This window comes from Streptomyces sp. A3M-1-3 (assembly GCF_024213665.1).
GTDB lineage: Bacteria > Actinomycetota > Actinomycetes > Streptomycetales > Streptomycetaceae > Streptomyces.
In genome coordinates, this window is the sequence record NZ_JANAVP010000042.1 from 21,889 (window position 1) to 33,958 (window position 12,070).

Genomic DNA, 12,070 nt, shown 5'->3' on the forward strand with positions numbered 1-12,070 from the left:
GGCGAGGTTCGCGACGGCGAGAAGCGGCCGTACGCCGAAGACGGCAGCGGGCCCCCGCACAGCGGCCGGCACCCCGATGGCGAGGTTCGCGACGGCGAGAAGCTGTACGCCGAAGACGGCAGCGGGCACCCGCAAGGTGGCCGACGGTCCGACGGCGAGGTTCGCGACGGCGAGAAGCGGCCGTACGCCGAAGACGGCAGCGGGCCCCCGCACAGCGGCCGGCACCCCGACAGCGAGGGCCCCGACAGCGAGCAGCAGTCGTACGCCGAAGACGGTGACAGCGGCCACCCGCACACAGACGGCGGCGGGGGCGAGCACCCGGCCAGCGCGGAGCCGTCGGCCGACGAGCGTACCGACGCCGAGGACGGCGACGGCCTGCACGCGACGCACAGCGAGCATCCGCACGCCTCCTACGTCCTGCGCGTCAACGGCGCCGACCGGCCCGTCGCCGATGCCTGGATCGGCGAGTCCCTCCTCTACGTCCTGCGCGAGCGCCTCGGCCTCGCCGGTGCCAAGGACGGCTGCTCGCAGGGCGAGTGCGGTGCCTGCGCCGTCCAGGTCGACGGCCGGCTCGTCGCCTCCTGCCTCGTGCCCGCGGCCATCGCCGCCGGCTCCGAAGTCCGTACGGTCGAAGGACTCGCCACCGACGGCGAGCCGTCCGACGTCCAGCGGGCGCTGGCCAACTGCGGCGCGGTGCAGTGCGGTTTCTGCGTACCCGGCATGGCCATGACCGTTCACGACCTGCTCGAAGGCAACCACGCGCCCACCGAGCTCGAGACCCGCCAGGCGCTCTGCGGCAACCTCTGCCGCTGCTCGGGCTACCGGGGCGTACTCGACGCCGTACGCGAAGTGGTCGCCGAGCGCGCGGCGGACGCCGCCGCACCCGAGGGCGGTGGCGCCGACGAGGCACGCATCCCGCACCAGGCGCCGCCCGGCGCCGGCGGCGTACAGCCCCCGCACAGTCACCCCACCCACCCGCACGACGGAGGCATGGCGTGAGCAACGACGCTGCCACCGCGACCCCGGCGGTCGAAGGCAACCGGCAGGCCCGGCAGGCCCGGCAAGACGGGCAGGACGGGCAGGACCGCCGGGACTGGCTGGACCGCCAGGACCGCCTGGACTCACCCGCGCACGGCCTCGGCGCCTCGCTGCCGCCCGCCGACACCCGCGCCAAGACCGAGGGCACCTTCCCCTACGCCGCCGACCTGTGGGCCGAGGGGCTGCTGTGGGCGGCCGTCCTGCGCTCCCCGCACGCCCATGCCCGTATCGTCTCGATCGACACGACGGCCGCCGCCGAAATGCCCGGCGTACGGGCGGTCGTCACCCACGCCGACGTACCGGGCAACGCCGCGCACGGGCGGCGGATCGCCGACCGGCCGGTCTTCGCCGCCGAACTCGTCCGGCACCACGGCGAGCCGATCGCTGCCGTCGCCGCCGACCACCCCGACACGGCCCGCCTCGCCGCGGCCGCGATCGCCGTCGAGTACGAGATCCTCGAACCGGTCACCGACCCGGAGAAGGCCTTCGCCGCCGAGCCCCTCCACCCCGACGGCAACCTGATCCGCCACATCCCGCTGCGTTTCGGCGACCCGGACGTCGCGGGCGAGGTCATCGTCGAGGGCCTGTACCGGATCGGCCGCCAGGACCCCGCCCCGATCGGCGCCGAGGCCGGGCTCGCCGTACCGCGCCCCGACGGCGGTGTCGAGATCTACACGGCCTCCACCGACCCGCACACCGACCGCGACCTCGCCGCGGCCTGCTTCGGCCTCGAACCGGACCGGGTGAAGGTCGTCGTCACCGGCGTCCCGGGCGCGACGGGCGACCGCGAGGACCCGGGCTTCCAGCTGCCGCTCGGCCTCCTCGCCCTGAAGACCGGCTGCCCGGTGAAGCTGGCCGCGACCCGCGAGGAGTCCTTCCTCGGCCATGCCCACCGCCACCCCACCCTGCTGCGCTACCGCCACCACGCGGACGCGGACGGCCGCCTGGTGAAGGTGGAAGCCCAGATCCTCCTCGACGCCGGCGCGTACGCCGACGCGTCCTCCGAATCTCTCGCCGCCGCGGTCGCCTTCGCCTGTGGCCCGTACGTCGTCCCGCACGCCTTCATCGAGGGCTGGGCGGTCCGTACGAACAACCCTCCCTCCGGGCACGTCCGCGGCGAGGGCGCGATGCAGGTCTGCGCGGCGTACGAGGGCCAGATGGACAAGCTGGCGGCCAAGCTCGGCATCGACCCGGCCGAACTGCGCCTGCGTAACGTGCTCGCGACCGGCGACCTGCTCCCCACCGGCCAGACGGTCACCTGCCCGGCGCCCGTCGCCGAACTGCTCCGCTCGGTACGGGACTTCCCGCTGCCCACCCTCCCCAAGGACTCCCCGGAGGAGGGCTGGCTGCTGCCGGGAGGCCCGGAGGGGGCCGGCGAGCCCGGCGCGATCCGGCGCGGTGTCGGCTACGCGGTGGGCATGGTCCACATGCTCGGGGCCGAAGGCACCGACGAGGTCTCGACGGCGACGGTCAAAGTCCAGAACGGCGCAGCGACCGTCATCTGCGCGGCAGTTGAAACAGGCCAGGGCTTCTCCACCCTCGCCCGCCAGATCGTCCAGGAGACCCTGGGCATCGAAGAGGTCCATGTCGCGTCGGTCGACACGGACCAGCCGCCGGCCGGCCCGGCGACGCACGGCCGGCACACCTGGGTCTCGGGCGGAGCCGTCGAACGCGCCGCCAAGATGGTCCGCACCCAGCTCCTGCAGCCCCTGGCCCACAAGTTCGGGATGTCCACCGAACTCCTCCAGATCGCCGACGGAAAGATCACCTCCTACGACGGAGTCCTCTCCACGACGGTCACGGAAGCGATGGACGGCAAGGAACTCTGGGCCACGGCCCAATGCCGCCCGCACCCGACGGAACCCCTGGACGCGGCCGGACAGGGCGACGCCTTCGTGGGCCTCGCGTTCTGCGCGATCCGGGCGGTCGTCGACGTCGACATCGAGCTGGGCTCGGTACGGGTCGTCGAAATGGCGGTGGCCCAGGACGTAGGCCGCGTACTCAACCCGCGCCAGCTGGCCACCCGTATCGAGGCGGGCGTCACCCAGGGCGTGGGCACGGCCCTCACGGAGAACCTCCGGACAATGCGCGGCATCGTCCGCCACCCGGACCTGACGGGCTACGCGCTCCCGACCTCCCTGGACGCCCCGGACATCCGCATCGTGAACCTCGTGGAGGAACGCGACGTGGTGGCCCCGTTCGGCGCCAAGGCAGCCAGCGCGATCCCGGTGGTCACCTCCCCGGCGGCGGTGGCCTCGGCAGTCCGCGCGGCGACAGGCCGCCCGGTGAACCGCCTCCCGATAAGACCGCAGGCGGCGGTGGCGGTGCCCAACTCGTAACTGTGTGACCCGCATTGCACCTGCAACCCAGAGGTGCGAAGTGTCACTGGCGATGGCTAGAGTGATCCCCGAAGCTTTGTGTAAACGGGGAGGATGCTGTGCTGCCGAGCGAGGGCGGATCAGGGGGCACGTCGTCGGGGTTCTTCAACCCATTTGAGTTCGTCAAGGACGCCGTGGGCGACATGGTCGCCGAACTTTCGTCGTTCACGAAGTTCCGGGACCGCGTCGACCAGCTGCTGAAGGACCTCAAGGAGGGCCCTGCCGGGCCGAACAAGGTCGGCCAGGGCGCTATGGCCCGAGGCCAGCTCGGGGGCGGCGAAAGCGGCTGGCACGAGGCGGACGGGCTGTTCGATTCGTACACGACGGTGATCGAGGAGCTGGAGAAGCTCTCGAAGCTGCTGTCGGACTCCATCGAGGGCATGGGTATCGCGGTCATGGCCTCCCACAACGGTTACGAGAACCTCGACGAGGACATCCGTCGGCGTATGGCCGCCATCGGCAGGCACACGACGGACGACTACAAGCGGCACCACCCCTCGGCGGAGAAGAGCCAGGGCAGCACGCAGCCCGGCGACACGGGTGCCGGCACCGCCGGTGCCGGCAGCGGACTCGACGAGTGAGCACCGGCGCGGACCACGGGGAATGGGTGAGACGGCGTATGGGTAACAGGGGACGAACTCCGTTCGAGGGCATGTCCCACGAGACGATGCTGGCGTGGCTGGACGCGGCGAACGCAAGCGCGGTGCAGGATGCTGCCGACAGACTGGCCAAGGCCGCCAAGGAGATCCACAAGATCGCCGAGGATCTCAAGGTCCGGCCGCAGTGGGTGGAGTGGAAGGGCGAAGGCGCGGACGCATTCCGGACGTGGGGCGCCGATCTGCACAGCTCGACAGTGAGGCTGGGCGACTACAGCGAGGGCGCTTCGAAGTGGCTATCCACCGCCTCGGATGCGATCGCTCTCGCCAAGTCCACGATCCCCCGGACACTGCCGGAGGAAGCGGCAAACCTCGCAGCGGCCTCGAAGTACCGCAACGACCCTGACTCGGGGCCCATTGGGCGCAAGGCTGTGTCCACGCTCCCCCACGATTACGAGAACGCGACCCCGGAAGCGAAGGCAGCCGCTGCCGACGCAGCCCAACTGGCGGCGGCGGACCGGATGAGGGTGCTGGCGGATTCGTACGCGGATTCCCAGCAGAACATGGACAAGCTGGAGCGCCCGGTCTTTCCGCCGCCGCCTGGGGTGGTCATGCCTGCGGGCTATGGTGAGGGCCGGTACGACACTGAGGTGGTGTACCGAACGGGGGACGGCAGCTCGTACGCGGCAGAGGGCGCGTATGGTGAGCCCAGTCAGGGGCGAACGGCTACTCCCGAAACTGTGTCGCGGTCCAGCAGTGAGAGTGAGCTGGGCACGCACACGGCTCGGCCGGTAGAACGCCCAGTGGACATGGAGATCGACAGCGTGGCCACGCTGCCCGATGTGCACACTACGCCCCCGGCGTCAACCGGCACCGTCCCGCCAGTCAGCAAGCCTGACGGCTCAGGCACAGTTGTGCCAGGAGCAATACCGCCTGCGTTCGGTGGCAAGTCCGGCGTGCCGACTGCCAGTGCACCGGGGAGGGCGGTTCCCGGGATGCGGGGAGGTGTGTCGCCCGGACAGGCCAGCCTCACCCCGAGGATGCCGCGTGAAAGCGGCATTGTCGGCGGTCGACCTGTCGCGCCAAGCACGGGCCGCCCTACCGGCGGGATTCCCCGTGGCACGGTGATCGGCAGTGAAGGCACCACCGCGCGCGGACCGATGGGCCGCGGAGGCATGCCAGGTATACACGGTGGCGGACCCGTGGGACGTGCCGGTCAGAGCGGTATCTCCGGTGGACGTCGCCTGGCGTCCGAGGCGGGCGGAGTTGTCGGAGGCCGGCCTGGGCAGGCCGGGCAGAACAGCGCTCGGCCGTTCACGCCTGGTGGATCGGGACTGGTTCGCGGCGCGAACTCGAACGGTGGCACCTATCCCGGACAGGTCGGCCGAGCCGGAGCGATCCCGCCGGGGACGCAAGGCGCAAACTCTCGCCGTGACGAGCGGTCCGGCGAGCGCCCGGATTATTTGTCGGAGGACGAAGAGACCTGGCAGCAGGGCAGCCGACGTGTAGTCCCCCCCGTCATCGACTGACCGCTCACAGAAACAGGCCAAAGGAAAGCAGATGCCTACCAGCAGTATTCGAAGTGGCCGCCGCCGAGCCGTCGTCTCCGCGGCGCTAGGACTGCTGCTGGTGGGCATCGCGGCCACACCGGCGTACGCCGACTCAGTGCGCTCGGATCAGTGGTACCTCGATGCTATGAAGGCCGAAGAGATCTGGAAGATCAGTACGGGCAAGGGCGTCACGGTTGCCGTGATCGACTCGGGAGTCGAGGCAACCAACCCCGACCTTCGAGGTCAGGTTCTGCAAGGAATGGACCAGGCCGAGGGCCAGCCAGGCGATGAACGCACTGACTACAGCGGACACGGTACCGGCATGGCTGGACTCATTGCTGGAACAGGCCAAAGGGGCGGAGGGGACGGCGCGTTCGGGCTCGCCCCCGGAGTGAAGATTCTGCCTATCCGGGTGAGAAAGGTAGGCGCAGTTAATGGAGCTCAGTCTGCCGAAGAGCTCAACACGGCGATCCGGTATGCAGCAGACAACGGCGCGAAGGTCATCAACATCTCTATGGGCGGGCCTGGGGCATCGCAGTCGCTCACCGATGCGGCGAAGTATGCCCTGGAAAAGGGCTCATTGATCTTCGCTGCCGTGGGCAACGACGGTGAGACGACAAACGAAGTCATCTACCCCTCCGCCACCCCAGGCGTCGTGGGCGTAGGAGCGATCGGCAAGGATCTACGCAAGACCGAGGTGTCCCAGTACGGTCCTCAGGTGGACATCTCCGCCCCCGGAGAAGAGATGGTCCATGCCTGCAAGTCAGAGACGGGCCTGTGCAAGACCAGCGGGAGCAGTGACGCCACCGCTATCGCTTCCGCCGCAGCAGCCCTGATCTGGTCGAAGCACCCCAACTGGACGAACAATCAGGTCCTGCGGGTCATGCTCAACACCATCAGCGCTCCCTCCGACGGCGTGAAGCGCAACGACTACATCGGCTACGGCGCAGTGCGCCCTTTGCGGGCACTGAAGACGCCCGGCGACCCGGGCCCAGCCGACGAATACCCCCTCCCGGACCTCGCGGCCGACGCACCCAAGTCGCCGTCCCCGGAAGCTTCCAAGTCCAAGGACGGCACTGAGAAGGACGACAAGCCGGCTACCGCAGCCTCCTCGTCGAGCGACGACAGCAACACCGGCGTCTGGATCGCAATCGGGGTCGGCGCGGCGGCCCTCATCGGCGCAGCAGTCGCCGTCCCGGCCGTCCGCTCCCGGCGTCGCAACACGGCGCTTCCAGCGGCTCCCACCCCACACCACCAGCACCCGGCCTACGGCCCACCGCCGACCAGTCAGGACCCGAACCGGGCTTACCCCCCGGCGCCGCCCGGAACCGGCCACGCGGGATGAGTTGAGCCCAGAAGTAGGGACCACCACCCACGGCCAGCCTCAACCCCGGTAGTGACCCGTATTCCGTAGAAGGGGAACCATGGCGTTCGATGAAGAATGGGCAAGCGCACGATCCGGTGCGGTGCAGCAGACCACCAGCATGCGACTCAACCAATTGCCGGCAGAGGGCGGCGGGGTTGCGTCGGATTACAAGGTCACGTCGAAGGAATTGAAGGCCATCGGCAATGAAGCTCAGGAGCTTTACCACGGCCTAGAAGTCGCAGCCTTCCATGCAGGGGCCCAGACAGGCACTGCTTCGACGAGCCTTGATGCGGATGGCTTCAAGACGGGTTCGGGCATGTGGACTGCCTGGGACAAGTGGCGTACGCAGTCCGAAACGCTCTTGAGTGCATGCGCGCACATCCACAATCACCTAGAAGACACAGTCCTCAGCCATACCAATCACGAAGAAGTGCTCGTAACCAACTTTGCCATGTCCAAGATTTCCGAGCACTTCAGCTGAGGGGCGCGCAGATGCTGACGTTTGACCAGGTCCTTCACGTTCGGCTCGGGAGCCTGAAGGAAGCTGTCACGGACTGGGGGGAGACGTACGACAGGCTGGCGAAGCTGGAGGAGAAGGCGGAGAACGGGCTCCGCGCGAAGGCCGACAAGGCCGACTGGCAGGGGGAGAACGCAGGCGTAACCCGCCCGTTCGTGAAAAAGACGGCCAAGGAGTTCGGAGACGCCGCCAAAGTGGCGGACAGTATCCAGAAAGTTCTTCGGGATGCGCTGTCTGAATTCAAATCGGCAAAGGAATCCCTTGAGGTGCTGGTCCAAGAGGCGCCAGGCAGGGGAATCCGAATCGACGCCAACGGTGTCGTCAGCTACCTCGTACATCCCGATCGCAGGAGTAAGGACTACGACGGCCCCAAGCCTGAGCAGGCAGACTTTGACGCGATGAGATCCGCCATCAAGTCTGCAATTGATAAAGCGAATGACGCCGATGATGTGGCAAATCGGGCTCTGCGTTCCGTAGTTGGCACGGACGAGAACAACTTTTCCGGCACCGAGTACAACTCCCTCAAGGATGCGGCGAAGGCTCAGGATGCTGAGGACGCCAAGGATGCGGCGAAGATCGTCAAGAAGGGGGACGACGCCACTCCGGCGGAGATCGACCGGCTGAACAAGTACTTCAAGGACAACAAGGACGACCCGTACTTCGCCGAGCAATTCGCCCTCGCAGTGGGTCCGAAGGGGAGCTTGGAGTACTGGGCAGACATGGGTGATCCGCGCGACGGGTCGCGCCTCGGTATTGACCACAAGGACAGGCTGAGCGAGCTCCAGAAGAACTGGAGTCTGACTCTGGCTTCGGCTACACACTCCACCAGCCCTGAGATGGATCAGTGGAAAACTGACCTGATCAAGGCGGGAGACGACCCGATCCGCACGAGGGGTACGTCCCCGTACGGCTTCCAGGTCATGAGCAACCTGATGCGCGTCGGGGACTACGACGACAAGTTCCTGCGCAATTACGGCAATGCGCTGGTCGTGACTGAGCAGAAGATCACGCACAATGGTTCCCATGCGCCCGGCAGGGCCTGGTTCCAGTCGCAGCAGAACCACCTCAACTGGCAGGGCGGTGGCCTGGGCCAGGACCCGATGGTCGGATACATGGAGGCGCTCGGTCACAACCCGAAGGCATCGACCGAGTTCTTCAACAGCGACATCGACCTCACGCCGGAGAACGACAAGGACGACAAGAAGCTCAACGTGTTCGACTACTTCTCCAAAGACCGTGACTGGCCAGAGGAGCTCAACGACAAGGGCGTCATGAGCAAGGAGCCGGGCTACAACGCTCTGGGCCATGCGCTGGAGTCCGCCACGACGGGCCACGCCTACGACGCGTCGCCCGGCCTGAAGGACGTGCGTACGGCCGGGAATGCCGAGGTCATGCAGAAGGTCGTCGAGTACTACGGCAGCGACCCGAAGCACATGCACGAGCAGCCGGGCATCGACGACAGCCTCGGCAAGATGGGCGCGGCGTACATCGACGAACTCGACCGCTCCCTGGAGCAGGACAGTGACACCATCATGGAGGAGAAGAGAAACTCGCCCTTCGGGTACAACAACAACGACGGCACGTCGAAGCTCGGCGACAAGTTCGACACCGAGCTGCTGTGGAACCGAGGTGACGCGGTCAACTTCATGGGAATCGTGTCGCAGAGCGATACCGGTCACGGCCAGCTGTCGGCGGCCCAGATGCTGTACACGACGAGCGTCTTGGACGATGTCGGTCCGAAGCCCGGTTCGGATCTCCGGGATGACAGAAACCTGACCGACGCCAGGACCACCCTGCGGATCGGCGCGGAGGCGCAGGGAATCATGGATCAGTCGCGAATGGCACAGATCGACGCGGATTACGAGAAGGACTCCGAGGAACACAAGAAGGCGGTGGGTAAGACCACGGAGTGGGTCAAGTTCGGCACGGGCGTGGTGGTCACCGGTGGTGTGGCTGCCCTCACGGGTGGGGCGGGCGCTGTACTCGTGCCGCTGGCCGCGGAGACCGCGGGTGGCGCCGTGGTGACGTTCCTCGGCATGGAGGCCGATGACATCGCGGAGAAGTACGAGAAGGATGAACTCCTCAAGAAGAAGTCCGACGAGCTGTCGGACGAGGCGCTGGCCATGGGTAAGGAGAATGCCTTGTTGCCGGGCAAGGCCTACGCCAACGCTCCGGGATGGAGTGAGAAGGACGCCAACTACCTTGACGAGCAACTGGTCGAAAACGTCAGGAACGCGCGCATGCATGCACGGGACAATTCACTCCCCGACCCCTACGAGAAGAAGTGACATGCAGACCACGCTGAGAAAGGTGATGGTGTCCGCCGTCGTCTTTATGGCGGTGACTGCAGGCTGTTCCTCCGACAGCAGCGGCGGGGAAGAAGATCAGGGCACGCCGGCCGACGTCGTCTGCGGGGGCTTTGCGAAGGATGCCCCGTCCTCCACCGCACTCAAGGCCATCGCCGGTGACGGGAATTTCACGAGTGACCTTTCTGAGCCGGACGAGGTACTCAAGGCCCTCCGCGAGGCCGCCCTCATAGAGCAGAGCGGGAAGACGCGCATGCAGGGCATCGCCTTCTGCTGGCTGCTGCCGACCGAGGACGGGAAGAGCGGCCTCCGCATCGAGTTCCGTGAGGCTTTGGGCGTTCCGGAGCGGGATGCCCGGCTCGAGGAGACCGTCACTTACTTCTCCTCTGGTGAGAGCGCGTCATCGTCTGACGGGGTCGCGAAGGTCTTCTTCAAGTGCCGCATGAAGGCCCCCGCTCACGAGATCATCATCTCTGCGGAGCTCCAACGGTCGGACAGAATCGAGGCCCCCCCGAAGGACATCAGGGCGCACCAGATCACCTTGGCCAACGCCGCCGCGCGCAAGGTCGCCGCCGATCTTGGCTGCCAGGACACCCAACTGGCGAATGGTGTTCCTCGCCCGACTACCTGAATTGCCTCATCGGTAATTGGTATGGCAGTCGGGCTCTCCGTCGGACGTCGGGACAGTCACATACGACTCCGGCGTGGAAGGCCGGAAGAGGAGGCGAGCCAGACGTTGCCGCCATCGCCGCCGCACAGTGGGTCGTGCCAGTCGCAGGCGCCCGCGTCCTGAACTGGCTTGGCGCCGGCGTCCCGGTGGCCGCGGGGCTGCGGCGAAGCCGCGGTTGGCGAACGCGCTGTTGGCGCGCACACCCCGGCAGACGGTTATGTTCTCCCCGGTGCTGTCAGCCCTCGTACCCTGTAATGCGCTGGCCGCGGATTTCTGCGACGCGGAGCGCGTCGGTCAGGCATTCCGCGAGCCTATGGGTCACGTAGAACAACTCATCCGAGGTGGGCGTTTCGATGCTCGCGAGCATGGCGCGGGAGAGCTTGAGAACTTGCGTTCCCGTCTCAAGCTGTGTGGCTTCCATCTGATCAGCAAGGCGGGACAGGAAGCTCCCCCTGCCGTCGGTGACGAGATGGGCGGGTTGCCCATCCGCCCCACTCCAGGGCAGCAGTCGAAGATGGTTGATCTGGCTCACGTCATCAGCTCCTTGTTGCTGGTGGCCATACCCTCGGGCCGGTCGCACGGTCATGGGGGTTCGTCGGTCTACCGCAGTCTACTGCGGTCGCGCGATAGATGTCGGGTCCCTAGCGTCAACTGCATGAGTGAGGATCTTGACCGCACGCGCCCTGTCTGGCGACAGGTGGCAGCCGTGATTGTTGCCCGCATCGATGATGGCTCGTACCCGGTGGGCGCCAAGGTCCCGAGCGTCGTGGAGCTGTCCACCGAGTTCGGTATCGCTGCTTCTACCGCCCAGAAGGCGTTGACCCATCTCAAGTCAGAGGGGCTCATCCGCACCGAGGTCGGGCTCGGATCGTTCGTGGCGCAGAAGCCGTGAGGTGACTGCCCCAGCTTCATCGAGTGGATATTCGCGGAGCCGGGGATGAGCATCTGAACTGCGCGTCAGGGCGTGCTTGGAGGCCGTGACCCGAATCGAACCGGCGTAACTCGCTTTGCAGGTCTGTCGCTGCTGGCAGAAGCTCTTCGGTTCATCTTCGTTCGCGTTTGTTCGCGCCGTGCTGGCTAGTCCCCGACCTTGCACTCCGGGTCGACGTAGCAGGGAGACGTCAGCGAGACTGACAGACTGTCACGGTACTGCTTCTCCCACTTGGAGGGGTTCTCGTACGTCGAGGGCAGCAGCAGCTCGATCTGGACAGTGTGGTGGTCCTTCTCGTGCTCGACGTCGAGCTGGAGCTGCTTGGCCTCGGACTTGGCGGGCTCGAAGCGGTAGACCTTCCACCCCTTGGCGGGCAAGTCCTTGTGCAGCTTGTCCATGGCCTGCTTCAGGCTGTCGGCAGAGGGGCCGTACATGGACCAGAAGTGGCGGACCCGGAAACCGTTGTCCACACCTTCGCAAGGGGCGGCGTCCGGAGCTCCATTGTTGGCCTCCCGCAGGCCGGACGCTTCGAAGATGGTGCTGGATTGGCGGCGTACCAGGTCCTTGGCATCGGAGACCGACAGCCTCTGCGGTTCGTAGTCCAGACCGCCGTTGCTCATGGTTGTGCATCCTGTCGCGAAAAGGAGGGCGGTGGCCGCGAGGGCGCCGAGCCGTTCGGTGACTCGTCCTGCGTCGTGCTTGGCTGCTGCCATTTGGC

At 66.9% G+C, this 12,070-nt stretch carries 11 protein-coding genes; 9 read left to right on the top strand and 2 right to left on the bottom strand.

The window, feature by feature from the left end:
- The 8 genes from NLX86_RS31620 to NLX86_RS31655 all read left to right on the top strand — a co-directional run.
- The coding region (locus NLX86_RS31620; RefSeq protein ID WP_254375251.1) for a 2Fe-2S iron-sulfur cluster-binding protein at positions 1–999 on the top strand (999 nt) is incomplete at its 5' end.
- Positions 1,000–1,097: 98 nt separating this feature from the next.
- Positions 1,098–3,377 (top strand): xanthine dehydrogenase family protein molybdopterin-binding subunit, encoded by a 2,280-nt coding sequence (locus NLX86_RS31625; protein ID WP_254375282.1) that lies wholly within the window; start codon positions 1,098–1,100, stop codon positions 3,375–3,377.
- A gap of 98 nt (positions 3,378–3,475) precedes the next feature.
- Positions 3,476–3,997 carry a hypothetical protein gene (locus NLX86_RS31630; RefSeq protein ID WP_254375252.1) on the top strand — a complete coding sequence of 174 codons (522 nt, stop codon included), beginning with the start codon at positions 3,476–3,478 and terminating at the stop codon, positions 3,995–3,997.
- A gap of 71 nt (positions 3,998–4,068) precedes the next feature.
- Positions 4,069–5,541, top strand: coding sequence for a WXG100 family type VII secretion target (locus tag NLX86_RS31635; RefSeq protein ID WP_254375253.1), 1,473 nt, complete (start codon positions 4,069–4,071; stop codon positions 5,539–5,541).
- A gap of 31 nt (positions 5,542–5,572) precedes the next feature.
- Positions 5,573–6,907: a type VII secretion-associated serine protease mycosin gene (gene mycP, locus NLX86_RS31640; RefSeq protein WP_254375254.1), complete on the top strand. Its 1,335-nt coding sequence runs from the start codon at positions 5,573–5,575 to the stop codon at positions 6,905–6,907.
- Positions 6,908–6,986: 79 nt separating this feature from the next.
- On the top strand, positions 6,987–7,409 hold the full coding sequence (locus NLX86_RS31645) for a hypothetical protein (protein WP_254375255.1): 423 nt from the start codon (positions 6,987–6,989) through the stop codon (positions 7,407–7,409).
- An 11-nt stretch (positions 7,410–7,420) separates the two neighbouring features.
- Positions 7,421–9,733, top strand: a complete 2,313-nt coding sequence (locus tag NLX86_RS31650) for a DUF6571 family protein (protein WP_254375256.1) — start codon at positions 7,421–7,423, stop codon at positions 9,731–9,733.
- Between the two features lies 1 nt (position 9,734).
- Entirely contained in the window at positions 9,735–10,382 is a 648-nt protein-coding gene (locus NLX86_RS31655) for a hypothetical protein (RefSeq protein WP_254375257.1), read from the top strand.
- 274 nt (positions 10,383–10,656) lie between these two features.
- On the opposite strand, the gene NLX86_RS31660 is transcribed toward NLX86_RS31655, so the two are convergent.
- Positions 10,657–10,953, bottom strand: a complete 297-nt coding sequence (locus NLX86_RS31660; RefSeq protein ID WP_254375258.1) for a hypothetical protein — start codon at positions 10,951–10,953, stop codon at positions 10,657–10,659.
- Between the two features lie 123 nt (positions 10,954–11,076).
- On the opposite strand from NLX86_RS31660, the gene NLX86_RS31665 reads away from it, so the two are divergent.
- On the top strand, positions 11,077–11,313 hold the full coding sequence (locus tag NLX86_RS31665; protein ID WP_254375259.1) for a GntR family transcriptional regulator: 237 nt from the start codon (positions 11,077–11,079) through the stop codon (positions 11,311–11,313).
- Positions 11,314–11,498: 185 nt separating this feature from the next.
- Here NLX86_RS31665 and NLX86_RS31670 read toward each other — a convergent pair whose 3' ends face one another.
- The gene (locus NLX86_RS31670) at positions 11,499–12,065 is read right to left on the bottom strand and encodes a hypothetical protein (protein ID WP_254375260.1); all 567 of its coding nucleotides are present in this window, start codon (positions 12,063–12,065) and stop codon (positions 11,499–11,501) included.
- Positions 12,066–12,070: the final 5 nt, after the last annotated feature.

Coding starts and splice junctions, on each gene's coding strand:
- NLX86_RS31635 (WP_254375253.1), top strand. CDS start 4,069: ATGTCCCACGAGACGATGCTGGCGTGGCTGGACGCGGCGAACGCAAGC.
- mycP (WP_254375254.1), top strand. CDS start 5,573: ATGCCTACCAGCAGTATTCGAAGTGGCCGCCGCCGAGCCGTCGTCTCC.
- NLX86_RS31645 (WP_254375255.1), top strand. CDS start 6,987: ATGGCGTTCGATGAAGAATGGGCAAGCGCACGATCCGGTGCGGTGCAG.
- NLX86_RS31650 (WP_254375256.1), top strand. CDS start 7,421: ATGCTGACGTTTGACCAGGTCCTTCACGTTCGGCTCGGGAGCCTGAAG.
- NLX86_RS31655 (WP_254375257.1), top strand. CDS start 9,735: ATGCAGACCACGCTGAGAAAGGTGATGGTGTCCGCCGTCGTCTTTATG.
- NLX86_RS31665 (WP_254375259.1), top strand. CDS start 11,077: ATGAGTGAGGATCTTGACCGCACGCGCCCTGTCTGGCGACAGGTGGCA.
- NLX86_RS31670 (WP_254375260.1), bottom strand. CDS start 12,065: ATGGCAGCAGCCAAGCACGACGCAGGACGAGTCACCGAACGGCTCGGC.